The 25,019-nt window shown below is 31.1% G+C and carries 19 protein-coding genes; 11 read left to right on the top strand and 8 right to left on the bottom strand.

Going from position 1 to position 25,019, the window contains the following annotated elements:
* Window positions 1-19: 19 nt before the first annotated feature.
* Window positions 20-1,480 (bottom strand): glycogen synthase GlgA, encoded by a 1,461-nt coding sequence (gene glgA, locus N508_RS02820; protein WP_023274882.1) that lies wholly within the window; start codon window positions 1,478-1,480, stop codon window positions 20-22.
* 529 nt (window positions 1,481-2,009) lie between these two features.
* Window positions 2,010-3,143 carry a DegT/DnrJ/EryC1/StrS family aminotransferase gene (locus N508_RS02815; protein WP_023274881.1) on the bottom strand — a complete coding sequence of 378 codons (1,134 nt, stop codon included), beginning with the start codon at window positions 3,141-3,143 and terminating at the stop codon, window positions 2,010-2,012.
* 95 nt (window positions 3,144-3,238) lie between these two features.
* Between N508_RS02815 and N508_RS02810 the strand changes: the two genes are divergently transcribed.
* The 4 genes from N508_RS02810 (at window position 3,239) to N508_RS02795 (ending at window position 7,020) form a co-directional block, all read left to right on the top strand.
* Window positions 3,239-4,603: a flippase gene (locus N508_RS02810; protein ID WP_347342705.1), complete on the top strand. Its 1,365-nt coding sequence runs from the start codon at window positions 3,239-3,241 to the stop codon at window positions 4,601-4,603.
* A gap of 90 nt (window positions 4,604-4,693) precedes the next feature.
* Window positions 4,694-6,133, top strand: coding sequence for an alanine/glycine:cation symporter family protein (locus N508_RS02805; protein WP_023274879.1), 1,440 nt, complete (start codon window positions 4,694-4,696; stop codon window positions 6,131-6,133).
* A 116-nt stretch (window positions 6,134-6,249) separates the two neighbouring features.
* Window positions 6,250-6,669, top strand: a complete 420-nt coding sequence (locus N508_RS02800; protein WP_023274878.1) for a C-GCAxxG-C-C family protein — start codon at window positions 6,250-6,252, stop codon at window positions 6,667-6,669.
* A gap of 60 nt (window positions 6,670-6,729) precedes the next feature.
* The gene (locus N508_RS02795) at window positions 6,730-7,020 is read left to right on the top strand and encodes a hypothetical protein (protein ID WP_023274877.1); all 291 of its coding nucleotides are present in this window, start codon (window positions 6,730-6,732) and stop codon (window positions 7,018-7,020) included.
* Between the two features lie 425 nt (window positions 7,021-7,445).
* Here the strand turns inward: N508_RS02795 and N508_RS02790 are convergent, their stop codons facing one another.
* Window positions 7,446-8,708 (bottom strand): response regulator, encoded by a 1,263-nt coding sequence (locus N508_RS02790; protein ID WP_251930649.1) that lies wholly within the window; start codon window positions 8,706-8,708, stop codon window positions 7,446-7,448.
* Window positions 8,709-8,897: 189 nt separating this feature from the next.
* Here N508_RS02790 and N508_RS02785 point away from each other — a divergent pair, with 189 nt between their 5' ends.
* A complete protein-coding gene (locus tag N508_RS02785) occupies window positions 8,898-9,926 on the top strand; it encodes a lysozyme inhibitor LprI family protein (protein ID WP_023274875.1) in 1,029 nt (342 codons plus the stop codon).
* 81 nt (window positions 9,927-10,007) lie between these two features.
* Here N508_RS02785 and N508_RS02780 read toward each other — a convergent pair whose 3' ends face one another.
* Entirely contained in the window at window positions 10,008-10,430 is a 423-nt protein-coding gene (locus tag N508_RS02780) for an Hsp20/alpha crystallin family protein (protein ID WP_023274874.1), read from the bottom strand.
* Window positions 10,431-10,850: 420 nt separating this feature from the next.
* Between N508_RS02780 and N508_RS02775 the strand changes: the two genes are divergently transcribed.
* Entirely contained in the window at window positions 10,851-12,236 is a 1,386-nt protein-coding gene (locus tag N508_RS02775; protein WP_023274873.1) for an anaerobic C4-dicarboxylate transporter, read from the top strand.
* A 75-nt stretch (window positions 12,237-12,311) separates the two neighbouring features.
* Here the strand turns inward: N508_RS02775 and N508_RS02770 are convergent, their stop codons facing one another.
* On the bottom strand, window positions 12,312-13,259 hold the full coding sequence (locus N508_RS02770; RefSeq protein WP_023274872.1) for a DUF362 domain-containing protein: 948 nt from the start codon (window positions 13,257-13,259) through the stop codon (window positions 12,312-12,314).
* 159 nt (window positions 13,260-13,418) lie between these two features.
* Between N508_RS02770 and N508_RS02765 the strand changes: the two genes are divergently transcribed.
* Both N508_RS02765 and pckA read left to right on the top strand, forming a co-directional pair.
* A complete protein-coding gene (locus tag N508_RS02765) occupies window positions 13,419-14,303 on the top strand; it encodes an AraC family transcriptional regulator (protein ID WP_023274871.1) in 885 nt (294 codons plus the stop codon).
* 224 nt (window positions 14,304-14,527) lie between these two features.
* On the top strand, window positions 14,528-16,132 hold the full coding sequence (gene pckA / locus N508_RS02760; protein ID WP_023274870.1) for a phosphoenolpyruvate carboxykinase (ATP): 1,605 nt from the start codon (window positions 14,528-14,530) through the stop codon (window positions 16,130-16,132).
* A gap of 53 nt (window positions 16,133-16,185) precedes the next feature.
* Here pckA and N508_RS02755 read toward each other — a convergent pair whose 3' ends face one another.
* The gene (locus tag N508_RS02755) at window positions 16,186-16,560 is read right to left on the bottom strand and encodes a helix-turn-helix domain-containing protein (protein WP_023274869.1); all 375 of its coding nucleotides are present in this window, start codon (window positions 16,558-16,560) and stop codon (window positions 16,186-16,188) included.
* 416 nt (window positions 16,561-16,976) lie between these two features.
* Here N508_RS02755 and alaS point away from each other — a divergent pair, with 416 nt between their 5' ends.
* From alaS to N508_RS02740, 3 genes are all read left to right on the top strand, one after another.
* Window positions 16,977-19,601, top strand: coding sequence for an alanine--tRNA ligase (gene alaS / locus N508_RS02750; protein ID WP_040636557.1), 2,625 nt, complete (start codon window positions 16,977-16,979; stop codon window positions 19,599-19,601).
* 99 nt (window positions 19,602-19,700) lie between these two features.
* The gene (locus N508_RS02745; protein ID WP_023274867.1) at window positions 19,701-20,177 is read left to right on the top strand and encodes a chemotaxis protein CheX; all 477 of its coding nucleotides are present in this window, start codon (window positions 19,701-19,703) and stop codon (window positions 20,175-20,177) included.
* 98 nt (window positions 20,178-20,275) lie between these two features.
* The gene (locus N508_RS02740) at window positions 20,276-21,508 is read left to right on the top strand and encodes a M16 family metallopeptidase (RefSeq protein WP_023274866.1); all 1,233 of its coding nucleotides are present in this window, start codon (window positions 20,276-20,278) and stop codon (window positions 21,506-21,508) included.
* 545 nt (window positions 21,509-22,053) lie between these two features.
* Here the strand turns inward: N508_RS02740 and putP are convergent.
* Both putP and N508_RS02730 read right to left on the bottom strand, forming a co-directional pair.
* A complete protein-coding gene (putP, locus tag N508_RS02735; RefSeq protein ID WP_023274865.1) occupies window positions 22,054-23,565 on the bottom strand; it encodes a sodium/proline symporter PutP in 1,512 nt (503 codons plus the stop codon).
* Between the two features lie 143 nt (window positions 23,566-23,708).
* Window positions 23,709-24,647, bottom strand: a complete 939-nt coding sequence (locus N508_RS02730) for a DDE-type integrase/transposase/recombinase (RefSeq protein WP_023274864.1) — start codon at window positions 24,645-24,647, stop codon at window positions 23,709-23,711.
* Between the last annotated feature and the right edge of the window lie 372 nt (window positions 24,648-25,019).

The raw sequence follows: 25,019 nt of genomic DNA, 5'->3' as shown, positions 1-25,019 counted from the left end.
GGCAGGGAAATATTTACATTTATTTGCCAGAAAGTTCTTTATATATACCTATATATAAGTCAGCAGGGATAGACCATGAATAATCTTTTTTCATAGCCTGTGTTATCATATTATCAATATGTTTTGGTCTGTCAAAATAAGTAGAAACTGCCCAGCCCATAGTGTTATAAAGAGCCTGTGGGTCAATATCATAAAATTTAAAGCCTGTTCCTGTGCCATTATATTCATCATACTGGTCAATAGTGTCATCAAGCCCGCCAGTTGCACGCACAATAGGCAGTGTGCCATATACTTGACTGTAAAGCTGGTTTAAACCGCATGGCTCATAAAGGGAAGGCATAAGGAAGAAATCACTTCCTGCTTCTATTAAGTGGGAGCGTGTTTCATCATAGCCAATGTATGCACCTATTATGCCGGGATACCTTGCAGGAAGCCCGCCAAAATACCACTGTGCATCTTCATCACCAGAGCCAAGTATAACCACTTGACATACCATAGAACTAACTGCTCTTTCTACAGCACCTGCTAAAAGACCAAGTCCTTTTTGTGAAGCAAACCTGCCAATAAAACCAAAAAGTGGCACATTTGGAGCATCATTTAAATCAAACATTTTTTGCAGTGCTTTTTTATTTGCTTTTTTACCAGTTTTATATGTTTTAATATCATATTGTTTCGGTATTAATTTATCAGTTTTAGGATTCCATACATTTGTATCAATACCGTTTAATATACCGCATAAATCAGCAGAGCGGCTGCGAAGAAGGTCATGAAGACCACCAGAGCCTATGGGACCCATTATTTCATGGGCATAAGTAGGGCTTACAGTTGTTATTTTATCGGCAAAAGCGATACCGCCTTTTAAAATATTTAATCTGCCAAAGGATTCAAAAGCACCTGCATTAAAATCCTGTGGATATATTTTTGCATAATCAACTACACTTGTATCAAAGCTGCCCTGATAACCAATATTGTGTATAGTAATCACTGAGCGAGTGCCCCAGAAAAAAGCGTCTTCACCGCATTTTAAATAATATGGTATAAATCCAGTCTGCCAGTCGTTAGTGTGTATAATATCTGGCTGAAAGTTTAAATCTTTTGCAAGCTGCATAGCAGCACGGCAGAAAAAAGCATATCTGTAAGGATTATCAGAATATTCTCCAAAACTTTCATGATATATGCCCGGTCTGTCAAAATATTTGCTAAATTCTATGAAATATACATCATTGCCATAAGGCTCATTAGTATGATAAACACTAAACCATTCTTCACAGTTTCCCATATGAACACAAGCCATATCCATAACTTTTTTAAGTTTATATTTTTCTCTATTTACTTTTGAGTAAAGGGGCATAACAGATTTTACTTCAATCCCTTTACCAGCTAATGCTTTTGGCAGTGCAGAAGAAACATCTGCAAGACCACCTGTTTTTGCATAAGGCTCTATTTCACTTGCAACAAATAAAACTTTAATTTTACTCATATTACCCCCTGAAAGTAAACATAGTATTATGTTTATTAAGATACCATATATATTTTTATATTACAAGGCTATACATTAATTTTTTGGTAAAATATAAAATCTAAAAACAATTGCGAAAGTTTAAGCAGTTGTTTAAGTTCTCATAAAAAAATATCATTAGCCGATTTATAATTAAATAATTTTCCAGCATAATTATTCATCCAGTCTTGTATTTTTTTATATAAGCAGTTGAAAAGTTTTTAATATCAGTTTTCTTTTTAATAAACTCATATATAAGTTTATTATTCTCATTACTTCACATTTATTTTTTTGGCTAAAAAATAATATTTCTTTTAAAGAGTTTTAACAACCACTTTTTTATTTATTCATTTTTTTGCAATCGTTTTTAGATTTTACCTAAAATAAAAATATGTATTCCTGAGAGAATGAAATAACCGAAGTAACTATCTATGTTATGAGAGATAAAGAGCAGGCATATTAAGCACCTGCTCATATATTTATAATAAGTGAAATTTATAAATAAATTAGATTATTTTGTTTCCAAAACTGCTTTGCATAAAGCTTCTACAATATAATCCTGGTCATCAGCTTTTAAAAATGCACTCATTGGAAGGCTCATAATTTCTTTTGAAACTTTTTCACTGATTGGCAAATCGCCTTCTTTAAATCCGCAGCCTGCATAACATTCCTGTATATGTAAAGGAATAGGGTAGTGAATAGCTGTAGGGATACCCTGCTCATTAAGTTTTTTAGCAACTTCTTCTCTGTTTTTTACTCTAATAGAATACTGTGCATATACACTGACTTTACCTTCAGGTATATATGGAGTAATTATGTCAGAAATATCGCCTTTATATGCAGCTTTAATTTTTGCAGTGTAATCGCTGCCTATTTTTATTCTTGCAGCAATTTCTTCTTTAAAATGTGCAAGTTTAACATTAAGAACAGCTGCCTGCACAGCATCAAGCCTGCCGTTTATTCCAATATATTTATGTTTATATCTTGCAATCTGCCCATGGTTTCTAAGGCTTGCAATCATTTCTGCTTCTTTGTCATCATTAGTAAATACCGCACCACCATCACCATAGCAGCCAAGTGGTTTAGATGGGAAGAAACTTGTGCAGCCTAAACTATTATAGTTGCAGCTGTATTTACCATTATCTACAGCACCAAAGCTTTGGCAGGCATCTTCTATAAGTTTAATATTAGTGCCTTTTACAAGTTCATAAAATTTATCCATATCAGCAGGAAGTCCGTATAATGATACAGGAATAATAGCCTTTGTTCTTTCATTAATAAGTGGTTTTACTTTTTCTACATCAAGATTATATGTTTTTTCATCAATATCTGCAAATACTGGTTTTGCACCAACTAATGCAATAACTTCTGCTGTTGCAATAAATGTAAATGGTGTAGTGATAACTTCATCACCTGCTTTTATATCATAAGCCATAAGAGCAAGTAAAAGTGCATCAGTGCCAGAAGAAACACTTAATGCATATTTTGAACCAACATAATTTGCTAAGTTTTTTTCTAATTTTTCAACTTCTGGACCCATGATATACATAGATGAACCCATAACATCAAGAACTGCTTTATCTAATTCTTCTTTATAAGCATTATATTGTGATTTTAAATCTGCAAACGGAATCTGCCTGTTCATAATTCACCCCTTATTTTTCATTAATGTTTTAGACTATCATATATTAGCTTGCTTTTCAATAGTATAAAATGTAAAATTGCTAAAAATATTAATTTATTAGGTGTGATATAAAAAAGATACTAAATAATATATATTTACAATCTGGATTATCAAGCGAAGGTTTAAAAAAATATCTGTCTAATTTTTCGTGGCAGATGGGAGATTATATTTTTTCTCTTACTGCTTCACTTATTGTAGGCATTGCAGTTGCCAGATATTTAGGTCCTGAAATGTATGGCATTATTGCTTTTGCAACAGCTGTATATGCAGTTTCTGTTATTATTGTATCTCTTGGTATTGATGATATTATTATGAAAGATATGATGCAGCATGCAGAAAAACAGGGCGGCATTCAGGGCTCAGCACTTTTTATTAAATTTGCAGTGGCTTTTATAGTTTACAGCATTACAGTCATATACTGCTTAATAAATTATAATGGCGATAAACTTTATTCTGTATTAATAATAGCTGGAGCCGTTTTATTTCAGCCATTTTCTGTTTTTTCATGTATTTTTTTAATAAATGCTCAGGCAAAATATACATCTATTGCAAGAATGATAAGCTATAGTTTATCATCTTTATTAAAAGTAATATTAATAATATTTAAAGCTCCAGTTATATATTTTGCATTTGCAGTTTTTATTGACTATGCAGTGCTTTATTTAACAGTTATACTAATGTATAAATATAAAAATTATACGGTATCAGGCTGGTATATAGATATATTTTATATAAAATATATATTAAAAAGTGCTGTTCCATTATTTGCAGCAGTGTTTTTTTACACATTTTACCAAAAAATTACTGTTATTTTTATCAGTAGTATGTATTCTGATTATGCATCAGGTATTTACAGTGCTGCTGCAAGGCTTACAGAGATATGGTATATGGTGCCTGCTGTTTTAATGACAGCTTTTTTTCCTGCAATAGTTAAGGCAAAGCAAATAAGTGAAGAAGAATATAAGGAACGAATAAAAACTCTTTTTTATGTTACAACAATTCCTTTGATTTTAATGGCATTATTTGCTGCATTATTATCTCCATTTATTATAAAAATCCTTTATGGAGAAAAATATATTCAGTCTAGTATAGTTTTAGCTTTAACAATATGGTCTGTTCCATTTATATCTTTTTATGTAATATCAAGTAAATGTTTTATAATAGAAAATAAGTTAAAGCATTTGTTATTTAGAAGTGTTTTGTCATTTATACTTATTATCATTTTAAATTATATTTTAGGCAGCCTTTATTATTTAAAAGGGTTTAGTGCTGCTGTTTTAATATCATCATTTATTTCTTTTTTCTTAATAGACTTATTTTTTAAAGATACAAAACATTTATTTTTTATAAAATTATCTAGCATATTTTTACCATTTATATATATTCTTAATTTATTAAAAAAAGAACCAAATAATCCTTAAATATTAATTTTTATTATAAATTTTCTGATTTTATTTGACAAAGCAGCGGCAAATTATGTATTCTATTCTATTATTTTAATTGGAGGAAAGATGGAAGCACAGTCAACATTAATAGCATCTATTGATAAGTTTCTTACAACAGGCACAGAAATACTTTTTAATAATATAGTGTTTTATGTATTTATTGTTGTAGCAATATTATTTACAGTTTTACTTAAAGGCTCACAATTTAAGTATGTATTTCATGCAGGTAGTTTGTTATTTGCTAAGCATCATGGTGGCGGAACATCTGGTTTTGCAAGTTATGCAATCAGCACAGCAAGCCGTGTTGGCACAGGTAATATGGCAGGTATTATGGTGGCAATATCTGTGGGCGGTCCTGGTGCATTATTTTGGATGTGGATGATGGCATTATTTGGCTCTGCATTAGCATTTGCAGAAGGAACTCTTGCACAGCTTTATAAAGAGAAAAATTCTCTTGGGCAGTATGTTGGAGGTGCATCTTTTTACATACGCAGTAAATTAAAACTTCCTGTATTATCTTTAATATTTGCAGTAATTATGATATTAACTTATACAGCATTTAATGGTGTGCAGGCAAATACTATTGCTGGGGCATTAAGTTCTTATAATTTAGACCCAAGCATTACAGGTATTGTATTATCAATTATCATAGCATTTATATTATTAAGCCCGGGACGAACAGCCATTATTAAAGCATGCACATATATTGTGCCTGTTATGGCTATTCCATTTATACTGTTTGGTTTAGTGGTTATTTTAATGAATATTACAATGATTCCACATGTATTTTATGTAATCATTACTCAGGCATTTATGCCAGAAGCTGCTTTTGGTGGTGCAATAGGGCATACAATGGCAACTGGTTTAAGAAGAGGTCTTTTCTCAAATGAAGCAGGTATGGGGGGTGCTCCACATGCAGCAGCAGCTGCTACAACAACTCACCCAGCTCGTCAAGGTTTTATTCAAATGTTTTCAGTATTTACTGATACATTAATAATCTGCTCAGTTTCAGGTTTTATTCTTTTACTTTCTCCAGAAGCTATGGCTAAAATAGGTGAATTAAAAGGGATTAACCTTATGCAGTATGCAATGAATACTCATTTTGGTCAGTTTGGCTCATTATTTATTACTTTATGTGTGGTATTATTTGCATTCAGCTCAATTTTAGGTAATTTTTTCTATATTCAGACAGGTGTAACTGCTATAAAAGACAGTAAATTATCATACTACATAGTTGTTGTAATGACATTGATGCTTGTTTTAGGCGGTTCTATTGCAAATCTTACTACAATATGGAATTTAGGTGACTTTTTAATGGGCTTTATGGCATTAATCAATATTATTGTGCTTGTTATGCTTTATAAACCTGTTACAGCTTTATTAAATAATTACATATCACAATGGAATCAAGAAAAAATACCAGTTTACATAAAAGGTGATATTCCTGAAATAGAAACTGATGCAGTAACTCAATGGGATGGAAGTGATGCTGACTCTGTAAAATAATATTTTTATTTTATATATTTATAAGCCTGTAAAGCCAAATTTGCAGGCTTTTTTATTGAAAAAATATATTTATAATGTTATAAAAAACATTATTTTAAAAAGATAAGAGCGTAAGTATGGATAAAATTACAGAAAAAGCATTAAAGTTACACAAGCAGGGCAATAACTGCTGCCAGTCAGTATGTCTTGCCTTTGCAGATAAATTAAATATTGATGAAGATGTTTTATTTAAAATAAGCGAAGGTTTTGGTGCTGGTATGGGTAATCTGCAGGGCAGCTGTGGTGCATTAACAGCAGCAGTTATCATTGCAGGAATATGCAACAGCGGTGGAAAAGATGCAGAAACCCGCACAAAAACAAAAACATACCGTCTTGTATCACAGATAAATAATCAATTTATAGACCTTGTTGGTTCTATGAGCTGCAAAGAGATAAAAGGGGTTGGAACAGGCAAAGTTTTAAAAAGCTGTGATGGCTGTATAGAAACTGCTGTATATATTGTTAATAATTTAATTTTTAGAGAAGGTGAAAGTTAATATTATGGCATTGTTTTTGCTAAAAAGTATAGTGTAATGTATTTATTACAGGGAGATATTATGGAAACAAAAGATATTAATACAGATGCTTATACTATTTTAGAATCAGATGAATTTGATGTTCTTTTAGATGCAGTTGAGCTGATGGCAAAAGCTCAAGGGAATTTATTATCTTTGCAGCGGTCTGTGGAAGAATTAAAAATTATGATGGATAATACAGAGTTTGCAACTGATGACTTTTCTCTTCAAGATAATGCTGCAATATATGCTGCTCTTGATAAAGTGGAAAATCTTGTAGAAACTCTTTCCTATGATAATTATATTAATGATGACTATATTACAGACAAATAATATAAAATAGAGTATTTTTTAAAATTTATTTATATTATTATAGTTATGAATTTTTTGTTTTAATATCTAAATATTGTAAAAAAATATTTAGATACTGTATAAAAATGTATTATAATAATTAGTTAAAAAATATATTTTGCTGTTAATTAGCAAGTCAAATAATAGTGTTGGACTTATCCCCGCTACAGTCATTTTGAGCCTGATTTTTTAAAGGCGAAAAATCTAAATTACATATATTGCAGCAGTGTATAATGTGTTTAAGTTATCTAGATTTTTAGATACTTCGTCTTTGATAAGGTTCAGTATGACCTAATTTACTTTATAAGTTCATTATATTACTGTTATGCAACTTTTTTTAGTAAGTCTAGTAATCTTTATTTACATAAACCTTTTGAAAAGCCTTGATATTTTATTTATCATTGTTTTTATATGTTATGGTTAATAGTATCAATAATCATGCTGCTTGATGATTGGGGGGGGGAATACGGAATTTCAAGTTGAAAAATACTTACATCGTTTTCTTTTTTAATAAAAAGCTTCCCATTGCAGTGCTGTTCCACAAGCATTTTTGTAAAAAACAGACCTAAGCTTTTGTTATCAAATCTGTTTTCTCCAAGAGCATAATATGGGTCAAAAAAATGAGATATTTCATTATCATTTAACTGCACACCATTTCCCTGCACCTGAATAATTATTTTTTCCACTGTGGTATATAGTTTAATTTTAATAAGACCATGAAATTTATTATCAACACACATTTCCTGATAATTTTGTATAAGATGATTAATAGTAATAACTATTTTTGTTATAATCTGCTTTAATGCAGCATGCTCTGTTTCTACAATTAAATCAATTGTAGAAATATCTGCATATTTAAGATAATCTAAACCATTAATAGTGCATTTTACATCTGAAAGGTCAAGCATATCTTTAATAGAAACTAAGGCTTCCCTAAGAAGTGCTGGTATATGCACAGTTTCTGAAACATTATCATTTTTTGCATCAATAATACTTTGGAAAGAATCAATTATACTAGACATAAAAGCAATATGACGCATTGACTGGTCTACACTTTCTTTAAGATAATCTTCTGTAAGTTCATTATGGGTGTAAGCATCATATATATCCTGCACAGTAATTCCAAGAGCATTTAAAGGCTGCCGCCAGTAGTGGGCAATAGAGATAATCATATCACTCATAGAAATAAGTCTTTTCTGGTCTTGAATATATTTTTCTTTTTCCATGCGTTTTTTGATTTCACTATTAACAAGCTCTGTTAATGATAAATTGCGTTCTTCAGAATGTTTCAACTTTGCAAATACATTTACTTTTGCAAGCAGCTCATTTCCAACAAAAGGTTTTGTCATATAGTCATCAGTGCCAAGGTCATAGCCTTTTAACCTTTCATCTATATTATTTTTAGAAGAAAGCAGAATAATGCGTATATATTTTAATTTTTCATTGCTTCGTATAGATTTTAAAACTTCAAAGCCATCCATACCGCTCATAATTATATCAAGCAGAATTATATCAGGCATAATATCAGGCAGGATTTCAAGAGCCATTTCTCCACTGTCAGCTTCATTAACATCAAATTTGCTGTTCAAAAAGATAGATTTAATGAGACCACGAATAACAGGGTCATCATCAACAGCAAGGATTTTAGTCTTTTTTTCCTTTTGCTCCATGCTTTTATGATACTCCACGAGTTATATTTACAAGATATATACTCTATCACACTTTTACAAATAATAAAAGAGTATTTATAAAATGTAAGTAAAATATTTTAGATTTTAAAATCAGGATAATATAATAAATTAATATTTGACATTGTATTTTTAATAATTTAATATAAATATATAAATGTGGGGAATATTATGTTTAGAGTATATATTTCTATAATTTTTATGTGTTTCTTTATACCATATATAGTATTTTCTGAGCCTGTATCAAAATGTTATTCTACGGACATATTTCTTTTAAAAACAAGTTATGATAAATCAAACACAGAAAAATATGGTATGAATCATCAGCTTTTTGTTTCTTATAAACAAAGCAATGAAAAACTTTCCCTTAATGGAGAAGCAGTATTAGATAATAAAGGGCAGCTTGATGGTATTAGTTATAAAAGTGATGATATATCTTTTTTTATACCTGTTAATGAAAAGCAGATTATTTTTAATGATAAAACAATAAAAAAGATAAAGGAAAGTGAATGCTTTTCGTTTTTATCATATTATGACAGTATTATAAATAAGAAAGGTGATGTTGTTTCTATTTTCTCTTATGGCAAAGAGTTTAAAGAATTAAAGTTTCAAAAAACATATAAGCCGTCTTTTGACTGCAGCAGGGCAGAATTTCCAATAGAAAAAGCAGTATGTTTAAATAATGAAATATCTTATATGGACAGGCTTTTTTATTCTATGAAAGAATGTTATATGGCAAAAGCAAAAAATTTATCAGATAAAGAATCGGTCAAAAAAATTGGAAAAATTGCAGATGATTTTATACAGTATCGTAATAAAATATACCGTTCAAATAAAGAAAATTTTACTGCTTTAGAAGAAATGGAGATTAAAAAAGCATATTCTCTTGGTATAATGTTTCTTCCTATGACTATTGCTGCAAATAATGGGAATTTAAGGATATTAGGCAGAGATTTATTTATGTCTTATTATATGCTTTCTATGCAGGGTATAAAATATACTGGAGATTATGAAAAAGGGCTTGCTTTAAGTGATGTAGTAAAAGCTGTGTTTGGTAAATATTATGATGAGATAATGTTTTATTATTCAGGTGTATATGATAGTATGAATAACAGGCTTTCAAGTTTACTTTATTATACAGTATATCTTTTAGAAAAGTATAATTTAGCAGATAAAGATGGCAGTTTTATATGCAGATAAATCTATTTTAATATAAAATAAAAGCCTTTTTGAGAGTGTCAAAAAGGCTTTTTTGTTTGAGTGTTAGTATATGATTTAATATTATTTAATATTAATCATTTTTTTAGGTGCTTCTTCTGGTTCTTTTTTAGGTATGGATATTGTTAAAATTCCATTTTCAAAAGCAGCATGTATATCGTTTTCAGATACTGCATCGCCTACATAAAAGCTTCTTGAACAATTACTGCTGTATCTCTCTCTTAAAATGAATTTACCATCTTCAGAGTTGTTTTCCAAATTTTTACTTGTGCTTACTGTTAAGTAGCCGTCTTTTAATTCCGCATTGATTTCTTCTTTCTTAAAGCCGGGTAAATCGATATGGATTTCAAAACTACTGTCATTTTCTTTAATATCTGTTTTCATTAAATCACATTCGTTTCTGCGAAATACTTTCTCCATATCTTTTGTAAAATCATTATTGAGTAAATCTCTAAAAAGCTGGTTGTTAAAAATTACTGGTAACATATTTTTCTCCTTATTATATATAATGTGTTTCTAGCTTTATGATTTATAAAGCTAAATATATAAAAATTATTAGCACTGTCAAGTGGTGAGTGCTATTTTTTTATAAAAAGCTTAAATTATTTATATTAAACAAGAAATATGTTGATTACTTTATAAATATTAACATTTATATAAAATATGTCTATATTATATTTTTGGATAATAGTTTTTGTAAATACATTAAAATTTAATTTTTAAAGTTGTGTTTAAATAATTAAAATATTTTATATTATTACACAATGTGAAAATATATAAAAATATGTAAAAAAATGCTTTGAAAAATATGTTGACAAATATTTCAATTATGTTACAACATAAAAATAATTATAAAATATAACTTTATTTTATAATTTAAAAAAATTTATCTTTAAAAGGTGTTTTATGGATACTTTTATGTTAGTTTTGCAGTTTATAGTTCTATTGGCTGCTATATTTTTAGGTGTTCGCCTTGGTGGTATAGCCATAGGTTATGCAGGGGGTTTGGGTGTTGTTGTGCTGTCCCTTGGTCTTGGTATGTCTCCGGGTGTTATTCCATGGGATGTTATTTTAATTATTATGTCAGTTATTGCTGCAATTACTGCTATGCAGGTTGCTGGGGGGCTTGATTATCTTGTTCAGATTGCAGAAAGAGCATTAAGAAAAAACCCTAAAAAGATAAACTATCTTGCACCAACAGTTACATATCTTTTAACTTTATTTGCGGGAACAGGGCATACTGCTTTTTCTATGATACCAGTTATCGTTGAAGTTGCAAAAGAGCAGAATATTAAACCTTCAGCTCCACTGGCACTGGCAGTTGTTTCTTCTCAAATTGCTATAACAGCTTCTCCTGTAAGTGCTGCTGTTATATTTTTAAGTGGTGTGCTTGAGCCGCTTGGTGTAAGCTATCCGCTTTTATTATCCATATGTATTCCTACTACTTATTTAGGCTGTATGATAGCAGCATTTATTGTTAATAAGTTTACTCATTTAAAACTTTCTGATGACCCTGTATATCAAGAAAGACTTGCTGCTGGTCTTATTAAAAAAACACATGCTTCAGTTCAAGATAAAGAGCTTCCAAAAGGGGCAAAACTTTCTGTATTAATTTTCCTGTTAGGTGTTATTGCAGTTGTTATTTATGCAAGTGCAATAAGTGATGCTTTAAAATGGATTGACCCTGTTATTATGAAAAGAGACCATGCGATTATCAGCTTTATGCTTGCTATTGCTACAATTATAACAATTGCATGTAAACTTGATGTTTCAAAATTAGTAGATACAAGCACATTCCGTTCAGGTATGACAGCAGCAATATGTGTTTTAGGTGTTGCATGGCTTGGCGATACTTTTGTAAGGGGACATATTGAGGGTATTACTGAAATAGCACAGGATGTTGTTGGGACTTATCCATTTATGCTTGCAGTTGCATTGATGTTTGCTGCTATGCTTTTATATTCACAGGCAGCAACAGCAAAAGCAATTATTCCAGCTGTTATTATAGCACTTGGCATTACTCCTGAAAATAATGGTGATGTATATATAATTGTTGCTTCATTTGCTGCAGTTTCTGCATTATTTATACTTCCTACATATCCTACATTATTAGGGGCAGTTCAAATGGATGATACCGGTTCAACTAGAATTGGTAAATATATATTTAACCACTCATTTTTAGTAACAGGTGTTTTGATGATAGTGCTTTCTGTTGCTCTTGGATTTTTAGTTGCTCCATTTGCAATAGATTTATTTGGAAGTGTTCCTGCTGTTACAGCTGCACCACAGTAAAAGATAAGCGGAAGTTTTTAAAACTTCCGCTTTTGCAGTATTTTTATAAGCTGATTTAATTAATATTCAAGATACTTATATTTCTACTATTTTATAATTATCATTTCCCATTTTCATTTCTTTCATGTAAGTCAGCTGACGAAGTCCATGACGAGATTTTATTCTTTCTATTAAATCTTTACCTGCATTATGTTCCATATTATAAATAATATCTACACATGCTTTATCAAGTGCTAAAATATCAGTAGAAGCAAGTATGCCGTAATCTGGCACTGTTGGTTTTGCAGCTGATGTGCCTGCACAGTCGCAGTCTATACTCATATTTCTCATAACATTTATAAACACTATTTTTTTTCCAAAATGGTCTATAACTGCTTTGCCGCCTTCAACCATATTTTCCATAAATTTTTTACCAGTTGCACCCCACATTCCTTCATGGAGCTGAGATTTTCCAGTTTTGCCAGAAGCACAGCCTATGGAAATGTTTTTTAATGAGCCGCCAAAGCCGCCCATTGCATGACCTTTAAAGTGGGTAAGCACTACCATAGAGTTATAGTTTAATATATTTTTGCCAAATGCAATATTTTTAAAATGTTTTCCACCTTTTACAGGCAGGTTTACTTCCCCATCTGCATCCATAATATCAACAGGTGCAAATGTCCAGCCATTAGTTTTAAGTGTTTCTAAATGACCTTTTGTGTTTTGTCTTGGACTTGGATAAAGCACATTACATTCTACAATTGTTGGATTTTTTATAACAGTTAAAAAATCTTTAACCCATACTGGTGGTATAATATTTGGACCATGTGGCTCACCTGTGTGCAGTTTTACTGCTACTTTTCCAGTGATTTCCTTATTAATATATGAATATATTCTTTTAAGACCTTCAGGACTTAAATCTTTAGTCATGTATACAGTAGATGTATTTTCCTGTGCAAATAAATCATCAACTGTAATGCTGGATAACACTGCCGGTGTAATAAGACCTGCTTTTAATATATTTCTTCTTGAAATGTCTGCCATACAAGCCCCCTGAATATATACTTTCATTTTATAGTATAATATAATATATGAATATACTATAAAAAAGATACAATACTGTTATTTTTTTGCATAATTCTATTAATGGGTGGACTTTCATAATAAATAATATATACTAAATAATAATAAAACGAGGATACATTGAACAGCTACTTTGAAAAAAATAAATATAAATTATTAGATAAACTGCTTCCATTAATGCCTGAATCTAAGTCTTATACTACAAATATTGATGGTCTTTTGATTGTGAAGCGTGATGCTCCATTTCAGTCAGAAGTATGTTTACAGCAGCCTTTATTAATCTTTTCTGTTCAGGGAGAAAAAAGATATTCTGCAGGCAGTGAAATAATAGATTATAAACAAGGTCAGATAGTATTTCAAGGCACTCCAATGCCATGCTCCAGCTATGTATTAAAAGCATCTAAGGAAATTCCTTATATTGCTATGGTATTTGCAGTTAATATGCAGCTTATGACAGAAGTTATATATTCACTTGATAATGTGGATATATCATCTATGACCCATGCATATTCAAGCCTTGGCAAAATAGAAGCTGGTAATGATATTATTGACAGCTTTATAAGGCTTGCTGATTTATTGAATAAGTCATATAATGATATAAAAGTATTATCGCCGCTTATGCTTAAAGAAATGTATTATTTTCTACTGAAAACTGAATTAAGGGAAAAACTTATTTCTTTTGCAATTACTTCAAGCCAGAATAATAAAATATTAAAAATTATTAATTATTTAAAAGAAAATTATAATAATCATTACAGCATAAATGATTTAGCAGAAATGGTAAATATGTCGCCAGCTACATTTCACCGCCATTTTAAAATGGTTACAACATTAAGCCCTATACAGTATCAGAAGTCTTTAAGGCTTTTGGAAGCTTCTCGCATTATTAAGTATGAAAATGCTACTGTTTCTGAAGCAGCTTTTAAAGTAGGGTATGAAAGCATAAGCCAGTTTACAAGAGAATATAAAAGAATGTTTAGTGTAACACCAAAAAATAAACAGTAACAGTGCGGACTGTATTTCAAAAATTTTGGGTAAGTCCAGCTTAGTTTAGCTTAATTTATTAGTAATTCTTGTTTTTGTAATTTTGTCTTGTTATTTAAGAAAAATTTTTCTTTTTTTACTTAATATTGTTGACCTTATTTCAATAATATACTATACTACTTTTTATAATGAAATTAGGACTGTTTATAAATATAAATTCAGTCACTATATTGGAGGATGACACTATGAGCAGCTACAATGCTTCAACAGACTACTTAAAATCCTATGGGATTAATAATCCAAAAGCAATCTATTTAAATATGCCGACAGAAGCTCTTTATGAAGAGGCTATCAAACGCGGTGAAGGTCATGTGGTAAAAGGCGGTGCAATGGTTTTTGAAACTGGTGCACATACAGGGCGTTCTGCTCAAGATAAATATGTTGTTAGAGAAGCTACTTCTGAAAAAGATGTAAACTGGGATTCTTCAGCTGCTAAAGAAGCAAACGAAGCACAGTTTAACACTCTTTATAATGATATGATGGCTTTTTGCGATGGCAAAGAGTTATTTGTTCAAGAACTATATGCTGGTGCAGATGAATCATGCCGTTTAAAAGTTCGTGTTATTGGCGAATTTGCATGGCATAATATGTTTGCACGCAATATGTTTATATGCGAAAAAGATTTAGCTAAATTACAAGGTTTTCAAGCTGATTTTACAGTTATATATCTTCCTAATTTCCAAGCAGATACAGCAAAACACGGCACTCGTTCAAGCACAGTTATTATGTTAAACTTTGCTAAAAAAGTAGTTTTAATAGGCGGCACTCAGTATGCTGGTGAGCTTAAAAAATCAGTATTTACTGTTATGAACTACTATCTGCCAAAACAAGGAATTATGAGTATGCACTGCTCTGCAAACATTGGTGAAAAAGGCGATACTGCTATTTTCTTTGGTCTTTCAGGCACTGGTAAAACTACACTTTCTTCTGACCCTAAACGCGTTCTTATTGGTGATGATGAACACGGCTGGAATGACAAAGGTGTATTCAATATAGAAGGCGGCTGTTATGCGAAAGTTATTAAACTTTCTAAAGAAATGGAGCCAGATATTTACAGAACTACTCATTCTTACGGCACAATATTAGAAAATGTTGTTTATGATACAATTACTAGAGAAGTTGATTTAGACAGTGATAAATTAACTGAAAATACTCGTTCTTCTTATCCACTTTCTCAAATGCCAAGAATTTCTCCAGATAATAAAGGCGGACAGCCAAAAAATATTATTTTCTTAACTTATGATGCATTTGGTGTTCTTCCACCAGTTGCAAAACTTAACTTAAATCAGGCTATGTATCACTTCGTTTCTGGTTATACTGCAAAAGTTGCAGGCACTGAAAAAGGTGTTAAAGAGCCAACAGCTACTTTCTCTACATGCTTTGGCGAGCCTTTTATGGTATTCCACCCATTCTTCTATGCTAAAATTTTAGCTGAAAAAATGAAAGCTAATGGTGTTAATGCTTATCTTGTTAACACTGGTCTTTTTGGTGGTAAATATGGTGTTGGTCAGCGTTTCTCTATTAAAGATACAAGGGCTATTGTTAATGCTATATTAGATGGTGAAGTTGATAAAGGTGGTTTCCATGATTGTCCAGTATTTGGATTTGGTATTCCTAATGCAATTCCGGGTGTTAATCCAGAAATATTAGACCCATCTAAAGGCTGGAAAGACCAAGCAGAATATAATGCAGCTCTTAAAGAGTTAGCATCTAAATTTATTGAAAACTTCAAAAAATATCCTGAAAATGATATGACAAGTGAAGTTTTAAAAGGTGCTCCAAAAGCATAAGTATAAAATTACACAATTTTATATAAATAATAAGGCGTGCAAAAATGCACGCCTTATTTACTTTTTAAAAGATTAATGCTTAATGCTCCCAACCCAGCTGCAAGCATTATTACAGCATTTTTAATATCTATACTATCCATTATCATTAATACTAATACAGATATTCCCATTGCAAGTGCAACAGCATTAAATATAAGGGTTATTATATTATTTTTTTTACTGCTGCTTTTTGCACTTAATAATTCATTTACAGGTATGTTAAAAAAATCAGCAAGTTTTTGTATTGTTTCTATATTAGGGCATGAAATATCTCTCTCCCATTTTGAAACAGCTTTATCTGTAACACACATTTTTTCTGCTAAATCAGCTTGTGTCATATTGTTTTGTTTCCGTAATTCTGTTAAAATACTTCCTAAACTTTTTTTCATATTTTAATCTCCATTTATATTTTGATTATGATATATTACATCTTAATTATAATAATAAATCAACCGATTTACAGTAGAATTATATAAACTTATAGTTTAGTATTCTTTTATGTGATAAGTATTTGACATATAATGTGAAAACTGTATGTCAATACTGAGCTTTTAAGCGAAATATCTAAAAACATATAGTGTTTTAAAAAGTTCAAAATATTAATTGTAAGAAATAAGTATAATCTTATTAATACAAATACTGCAATTTTATTGAGATACTGTCAAATATTTATACAGCAGTATCTTTTACTTGCATTTTCTGTAAATTATGCTACACATTTATATAAAAATATAATAAAATACTAATCGCTGTTTAATGATATATAATTATGTTATGATAATTATGGAGACTATATATGAAAAAGATGACAGGCAGCCAGATAAGAGCTGCATTTTTAAAGTATTTTGCAGATAACAGCCATACAGTTGTTTTATCATCAAGTCTTGTGCCACATGATGACCCAACACTGCTTTTTGCAAATGCAGGTATGAACCAGTTTAAAGATATTTTTCTTGGCAAGGAAACAAGAAACTATAAAAGAGCTGCATCATGCCAGAAAGTAGTGCGAGCAGGTGGTAAACATAATGACTTGGAAAATGTGGGTAGAACTGCACGGCATCATACATTTTTTGAAATGCTTGGCAACTTTTCTTTTGGTGATTATTTTAAAAGAGATGCAATTAATTTTGCATGGACATTTTTAACAAAAGAATTAGAACTGCCTGTAGAAAAATTATTTGTAACAGTATATCAGGATGATGATGAAGCATTTAATTTATGGCAGGAAGTTGCAGGGCTTTCATCTGATAAAATTTACAGAAAAGGTGCAAAAGATAACTTTTGGCAGATGGGCGATACTGGTCCATGTGGTCCATGTTCTGAAATATTTATAGACCAAGGGGAAAGTGTTGGCTGCGGAAGACCAGACTGTAACCCAGACTGCGACTGTGACAGGCATTTAGAGCTTTGGAATTTAGTATTTATGCAGTTTAACAGAGATGAAAAAGGTAATCTTTCTCCACTTCCAAAACCATCTATAGATACTGGCATGGGTTTAGAAAGAATTGCAGCTATAATGCAGAATAAGCAAAGCAACTATGAAACTGATTTAATCAGACCTATTATAGATTATACTGCACGCCTTGCTGGTGTAGAATATGGCAAAGACGAGCAGACAGATATATCTTTGAGAGTTATAGCAGACCATTCAAGAAGCACAACATTTTTAATTGGTGATGGTGTTCTGCCTTCTAATGAAAAAAGAGGGTATACATTAAGAAAAATTATGAGAAGGGCTATGCGTCATGGTAAAATGCTTGGTTTAGAGCATGAATTTTTCTATAATGTATGCGGGTATGTGGTAGATTTTATGAAAGACCATTATGTTGAGCTTACAGATAAAAAATCATTTATCACAAAAACTGTTGAAACAGAAGAAAAAAGTTTTGGAAAAACTCTTGCAACAGGTATGAAAATTATTGAAGAAGAACTGCTTGAAAAATATAAATCATCAAAAATTATTGACGGAGAAGATATTTTTAAACTTTATGATACTTATGGATTTCCTGTAGACTTACTTGAAGATATAGTAGCAGATGCAGGCTACTCTCTTGATATGGCAGGCTTTGATAAAATGATGGAACAGCAGCAGGTGCGTGCAAAAGCATCATCACTTGGTATTGCTGCATGCGGCACTTCTGATGCTTTAAAGGAATTAAGTGGTCATATTGTTACAGAATTTGGCGGCTATGCAGGGCTTATTGCAAGCGGTAAAATTCTAGCTATGGTATCAAATGATAAAAGAGTATATGAAGTGCAGGACGGGGATAATGTTGACATTATCCTTGATGTTACTACAAGCTATCCAGAAGGCGGTGGTCAGGCAGGGGATAAAGGCATAATTTCTGGCAGTGAAGGCAGTCTTTTTAAAATAGAAAACACTTTAAAATTAAACGATATGATTATCCACAGGGGTAAAGTATTAAAAGGCTTTTTTAAAGAGCAGGATAATGTAAAAGTTGAAGTTGATGAAACTATTAGACAGTATACAGAATATAATCATACTGCCACACACCTTTTACATAAAGCTTTGCAAAAAATCATTGGAGACCATGCAAGGCAGGCAGGCTCTCTTGTTAATGATGAAAGACTGCGTTTTGACTTTACTCATTATCAGGCTTTAACAATTGAGCAGATAGATGAAATTGAGATGGAAGTAAATAGAGCTGTTACAGCTAACTATCCAGTTCATAAAAGAATAGAAACACTTGAAGATGCTATGCAGGAAGGAGCAACTGCACTATTTGGAGAAAAATATGGAGAAGAAGTGCGTGTTGTGCAGATTGCAAACTATTCAAAAGAGCTTTGCGGCGGCTGCCATGTGGATAGAACTGGTGTAATTGGACTTTTTAAAATACTTTCAGAATCAAGCGTTGCACAAGGTGTGAGACGAATAGAAGCTGTTACAAGCCATAAGGCATTTAAATATCTTTCAGACATGGATAAAAGTATGAAACAAGTGCTTACTGTTTTAAAATGTCAGCCTGCAGAAGCAGCCGAAAGAGTTGCTGATATACTTAAAAACAATAAAGCACTTGAAAAGAGAGTAAAAGCAGCAGGGGAGCGTATTGTTCCAAAAATTACAGATACTATATTTAAAAATGTGAAAGAAATTAATGGAATAAAAGTTGCACGAATATTATTTGAAAAGTCTAATATCCCTTTAATGAGAGAAGTGATTGATGCAGGCAGGGATAAATTAGGCAGCTGTATTATTGTAATTGGTGCAGAGACTGATGAAGATAAGGCAGTAATTATATGCGGTGTGTCAAAAGATTTAACAGATAAATATAATGCTGGAGCTATAGTTAAAGAAATTGCAGCAGCAGCAGGTGGCTCTGGCGGCGGTAAAGCTGATATGGCTCAAGCTGGCACAAAGCATATTGATAAGCTTCCAGAAGCACTGGATAAAATATATGATTTGATATAGTCTAAAAAAAATAAAAAAAAATATGTTTTTTTGTAGACATATTTAATGTAATATTATATATTGATTTATTAATGCAAAGATAATTATTAGGAGATTGTGATGAAAGCTGAAATGATTAACCCTTTCATTACCGCAACATTGAATGTTCTTTCTACAATGGCGGGTATTGAAGCCAAAAAAGGCGAAGTATATATTAAACAAGATGATAAAATGGCATACGATATTTCTGGAGTTATTGGCATAGCTGGTAAAATGTCAGGATTTGTTGTGGTGAGCTTTCCTGAAAAGCTTGCATTAGACATTGTGTCTGGTTTTCTTGGTGAGCCTAAAAAAAATATGAGCAAAGATGTTGTAGATGCAATTGGTGAGTTTGTTAATATGATTGCTGGCGGTTCTAAAAGGGTGTTTGCTGAGCAGGGTTATAAATATAACATAGGTATTCCTAATGTTATCACTGGTAAAAACCACACTATTAACAGGCCAAGTAATGTTGTATGTATTGGTGTTAAATTTAAAGTTGGTGAGCAGGAATTTGTTATTGAAGTAGCATTAAAACCTCGTCCAGATGCGGACTAATCATATAAAAGAGTAATTTAATGAAATGTTTTAATAATAGATATAGAGCGGTGATAACAACCGCTCTTTTTTTAATATTTATTTTTTCGGAGAATGTAATGAGTGCACCTATTGAAACAAAACTTGATAATGGCTTGACTGTATTATATGAAAAGGTGCCGGGTGTTAAAGTTGTATCTGTTCAATGCTGGATAAAAACAGGTTCTGTTAATGAAAACGACAAGTTGTCAGGTATATCTCACTTTTTAGAGCATATGCTTTTTAATGGCACTAAAAAATTCAAATCTGGTGAAATAGATGAATATCTTGATGCTAAGGGTGGATATAATAATGCTTTTACAAGCCTTGATGTTACTAATTATTATGTAACAATACCTGCAGATGAAGCAGAAGCAGCTTATGAAGTAGTAAGTGATATGGTATTTAATGCACTTCTTTTGCAGTCAGAGATAGACAGGGAAAAGCCAGTTGTATTACAGGAAATTAATAGAAAGTATGATGACCCATCTTATAAAATGTGGCAGGATTTACAGGCATCGTTATTTGAAGGAACACCTTATGCAAGGCAGGTAATTGGCTCTTCTGAAACTGTAAGTGCTTTTACAAGGCAGGAAATAGTTGATTATTATAACAGCTTTTATCATCCGCAGAATATGACATTAGTTATTGTTGGTGATATTGAAAAGAAACAGGCTCTTGATTTAGCTGCAAAATATTTTAACCAGACAAGAGATGTGCCTGCTGGTAAGCTATATCAGGGAGAAAATAAAGTTACATTTACAAAATCAATAGATAAAAATTTTAAAGCAGATGTAAATGTAGATTATGCTGTATTTTCTTTTCCTACAGGAGCTCAAGATATAAATACAGTATATGCAGAAGAAGTTTTTGCAGAAGTGCTTTCAGGTGGTGAATATTCTCTTTTAAATGAGATTATAAAAAATAAAAATAACACAGCAATTTATGTTACAGACATCGGGCTTTTTAATCACTATAATGGTCTTTTTGGAGCAATGGCTGTTGTGCCTCGCGGCAATGGTGAAAAATTTAGAAATGAAGCTATGGAGATTATAAATAACATTGCTTCTGGCAATATAGAAGAAAGCCGTATAGAAAAAGCAAAAAACAGGCTGAAAAGTAAAAATATTTTTGAAGAAGAAAATGTTTCTTCTCTTGCTCAAAATATAGGTTATGCTTATGTGCTTGATTTTAAAGATTATCATTTAAATTATGAAAATGGTATAGATAAAGTTACAAAAGCAGATATTGTTGCTGCTGCAAAAAAAATGACAAGTGGTCCAATGTATTTTGGCATTACATCAAATGAATAATATATGGTTTGATATAAACATTATTAAGGCGGTAATTATACCGCCTTTTTTATGTAATATAGTTTATCACATAGAGCAAATGGCTATGCTTGTATCAAATAATCTTTACATCTAAACATAGAAGAAAAATAATCTATAATAAATGTCAAGAAAAGTATAATAGATATTTAAAAAGAATAATGGTTATAACCATATACACTTATTATTAATTTCACCAAAGATAAAATGTATCAAGTGTAATGGGTATTTAAAAGGTAACAGTTTAGAGTTATCTAAAAATTTTATACAGCAGTCATTTTGAGCCTGATTTTACAGGCGAAAAATCTAAATTATTCATATTGCAATAGAGTATAACATATTTAGAGTATTTATTTTTAAGATACTTCGCTTATACATCACGCTTTATATAAAACCTAATTTAGCTTAAATTATCTTACAATATTTGCTGCAAGTAAAGATATAATTTAAACTTGATTTGCCTGCCTGCTTATATAGCTTTGTATAATTTTTTTTGGTAAGTCTAGGCATCTTAAAAATTTGTTTCTTTAATTGCAGCAGTCAGCTTCACCATCTTTATTTGGTGGAGTATATCCATCTTTTAAATACTGTTGAACTCTATTATATTCATCATCTATATCTTTATTAGTATTTGGTTTAAAATAATTGATTATAAACATTACAACAATATTTGCTAAAAAACTCGGCACAATTTCATACATATATTTATTTAATCCAGTAAAATACCATGTAAGCATAACTATTGTTCCTACAACCATGCCAGCAAGAGCAGAATACCATGTTGCTTTTCTTGAATAAAGAGCCATAAGCACAACTGGTCCAAATGCTGCACCAAATCCTCCCCATGCAAATGTTACAAGCTGGAATATATTGCTTGACTTATCAAAAGAAAGAATAAGTGCAATAATTGATATTATAAGTACAAATATCCTGCTTACAAACAAAAGCTCTTTACTGCTTGCTTTTGGCTTAATAACATTAGCATAAATATCTTCTGTTAATGTTGATGAGCATACAAGCATCTGAGATGAAATAGTAGACATAATTGCTGCTAAAATTGCAGCTAGAAGCACACCAATAAAATAAGGAGACACAAAATCTCTTATCATATAAATAAGCACTTTTTCTTCATCACCAGTTGGCAGCTCTTTGTATAAAGGTATTCCTAAAAGACCAATAATAACAGCACCCGTAAGTGAAATGAAAACCCAAACCATAGCGATAGTTATAGAGCGTGGAAGAAGTTTAATATTTTTTACACTCATAAATCTAACAAGTATATGCGGCTGTCCAAAATATCCAAGCCCCCATGCAGCACTTGAAATGATAGATAATATTACTGCAATGGCTGCTCCTTGTGGGATAGGATTAAATGTGCCATCTTTTGCAGCAAATGCTTTTGTCATTGTATCTGGGTCAATGCTGTTGTATGCAATAAAAGGAAGAACTACTATTGCAAACACCATAAGCAGTGCTTGAAATAAATCTGTCCAGCATACTGCTAAAAATCCACCTAAAAGTGTATAAAATATCATTACAGCCATACCAAGCACTACTGCTGTTGTATAATCTATATTAAACATAGATTCAAACAGTTTACCTGCACTAACAAGACCAGAAGCAGCATAAACAGTAAAAAATAATAATGTAATAACTGAAGATATAAGCCTTAAAGAATTTGTAGGGTCATTAAACCTTTTGCCAAGGAAAGATGATAATGTCATTGAGCCAGTTTCACCAGTATAAAGTCTAAGCCTTGCAGCAACAAAAATCCAGTTTAAGAATGTTCCAATAATAAGTCCGACAGCTATCCATATTTGGTTCATACCAGCAAGATAAATTGCTCCGGGAAGTCCCATTAAAAGCCATCCACTCATATCACTTGCTTGTGCAGAAAGTGCTGTTACCCAGCTGCCCATACCTCTGCCGCCTAATAAATAGTCTTCTAGTTTACGGGATTTAAAATAAAAATGAATACCCATAAATATTAGTATTAAAAAGTATAGTATAAATGCAGCATAAGTCATCCAGTTATTCATTAAAAACTCCAGTTTATTTATGATTAAGCTATAATACTATCATAATTTTATTGATTATGTAAACAAATTTTTATTCTGACTTATAAACTGGCTCTTAACTAACAGGACAAATGTTACATTTTTAATAAAAAATAAATCTTAATTTAATATAAATCAAGCAATAATTTATTTTCAATAACAATCTCATATGGAGATTTAAAATTTAAGCATGTTTTAGCAGTATTATTATATCTATCTTCATGCTTTTTAAGAGCCTTAATTAATTCATCTTTGGAATAGAATTTATTATTTGCATATAAAATTTTTCCATCCTCTCTATGACTTCTTTCCACCTTTCCATTCTGCCAAGGTGAATAAGGTCTTATTCGTTTAATAGTATATCCTTTCTTTTCAGCTGTCTCTTCAAAATAGCTTTTCTTGTTTGTAACTTCCTTATCATTTACAAACTCATAGCCATTATCCACTTGAATTGTTTTTAGTGGAAAGCCAAATTTACTTTCCAGTTCGTCTAAAAACTTACCTGTTTCAAATGTGCTTTTTTCTTCTACTATTTCTAATACTCTCATTCTGCTGTATTCATCTATCGCTGTTATCTGATAATATTTTTTACCATAGCTGGAAAACATTATACATTCCTGTGGAACATATTTTATATCTATCTGAACCTTGTCGCCTATATACTGACCTGTTATTGGTTCATATCTTGTATAGCTCTTTTTTGACTTGTTTAATGACTTTAAGCCTTTCTTCCTTATCTGCATACACATACTGCCAAAACTACGATTATAACCAATTTCTAGAAGTCTGACATATACCTCCGCATTACCATACAAACCATGCTCGGCATATGTGTTAAATATTAAATCAAGCTCTTCCTTACTATGCTTATTTGGACTGTTTCTTGGTCTACGACTTTTAAAAGATAAACTCTGAACTGTTCCATCATATTTCTTTAAATGCCTGTATACAAACATTCGGTTCACTTGATATTTGCGGGCTGCTTTCGTTGCTCCTTTTTTTAATGCATACTCACATAACCGTTGACGAAATCGCATTTCTTCTGTTATTATCACTTTATTCATTGTGATACCTCTTAGTTTAGTTTAGTTTTTTGCTTAATTTTATACTATATACTAAGAGGTATTTTTTTGTACTTATTTTTGTAACATATGTCTTATACTCTTACATTTTTATTCTGACTTATAAACTGGCAACTTCTAAAAATGTGATAGTTATGTATTAATAATATTTTTAAGTTCTCATAAAATATATCATCAGCCTATTTATAATTAAATAATTTTATAGGATGGTTATTAGTTTGCTTACTTTCAGACGGTTCGTCCTGAGCCTAAAAGGCAAAGTATCTAAAAATAATATAATTTAATATATTATGCACTGCTGTAATAAAAGAATAATTTAGATTTTTCTCCTTTAAAATCAGGCTCAAAATGACT

Source organism: Mucispirillum schaedleri ASF457 (genome assembly GCF_000487995.2).
Classification (GTDB): domain Bacteria; phylum Chrysiogenota; class Deferribacteres; order Deferribacterales; family Mucispirillaceae; genus Mucispirillum; species Mucispirillum schaedleri.
This window is presented reverse-complemented; position numbering and strand designations above follow the sequence as displayed.

Bases quoted from the DNA above. Each gene is read 5' to 3' on its own strand.
- glgA (WP_023274882.1), bottom strand. From the start codon at position 1,480: ATGAGTAAAATTAAAGTTTTATTTGTTGCAAGTGAAATAGAGCCTTAT.
- N508_RS02815 (WP_023274881.1), bottom strand. From the start codon at position 3,143: ATGAACAGGCAGATTCCGTTTGCAGATTTAAAATCACAATATAATGCT.
- N508_RS02805 (WP_023274879.1), top strand. From the start codon at position 4,694: ATGGAAGCACAGTCAACATTAATAGCATCTATTGATAAGTTTCTTACA.
- N508_RS02800 (WP_023274878.1), top strand. From the start codon at position 6,250: ATGGATAAAATTACAGAAAAAGCATTAAAGTTACACAAGCAGGGCAAT.
- N508_RS02795 (WP_023274877.1), top strand. From the start codon at position 6,730: ATGGAAACAAAAGATATTAATACAGATGCTTATACTATTTTAGAATCA.
- N508_RS02790 (WP_251930649.1), bottom strand. From the start codon at position 8,708: ATGGAGCAAAAGGAAAAAAAGACTAAAATCCTTGCTGTTGATGATGAC.
- N508_RS02785 (WP_023274875.1), top strand. From the start codon at position 8,898: ATGTTTAGAGTATATATTTCTATAATTTTTATGTGTTTCTTTATACCA.
- N508_RS02780 (WP_023274874.1), bottom strand. From the start codon at position 10,430: ATGTTACCAGTAATTTTTAACAACCAGCTTTTTAGAGATTTACTCAAT.
- N508_RS02775 (WP_023274873.1), top strand. From the start codon at position 10,851: ATGGATACTTTTATGTTAGTTTTGCAGTTTATAGTTCTATTGGCTGCT.
- N508_RS02770 (WP_023274872.1), bottom strand. From the start codon at position 13,259: ATGGCAGACATTTCAAGAAGAAATATATTAAAAGCAGGTCTTATTACA.
- pckA (WP_023274870.1), top strand. From the start codon at position 14,528: ATGAGCAGCTACAATGCTTCAACAGACTACTTAAAATCCTATGGGATT.
- N508_RS02755 (WP_023274869.1), bottom strand. From the start codon at position 16,560: ATGAAAAAAAGTTTAGGAAGTATTTTAACAGAATTACGGAAACAAAAC.
- alaS (WP_040636557.1), top strand. From the start codon at position 16,977: ATGACAGGCAGCCAGATAAGAGCTGCATTTTTAAAGTATTTTGCAGAT.
- N508_RS02745 (WP_023274867.1), top strand. From the start codon at position 19,701: ATGAAAGCTGAAATGATTAACCCTTTCATTACCGCAACATTGAATGTT.
- N508_RS02740 (WP_023274866.1), top strand. From the start codon at position 20,276: ATGAGTGCACCTATTGAAACAAAACTTGATAATGGCTTGACTGTATTA.
- putP (WP_023274865.1), bottom strand. From the start codon at position 23,565: ATGAATAACTGGATGACTTATGCTGCATTTATACTATACTTTTTAATA.
- N508_RS02730 (WP_023274864.1), bottom strand. From the start codon at position 24,647: ATGAATAAAGTGATAATAACAGAAGAAATGCGATTTCGTCAACGGTTA.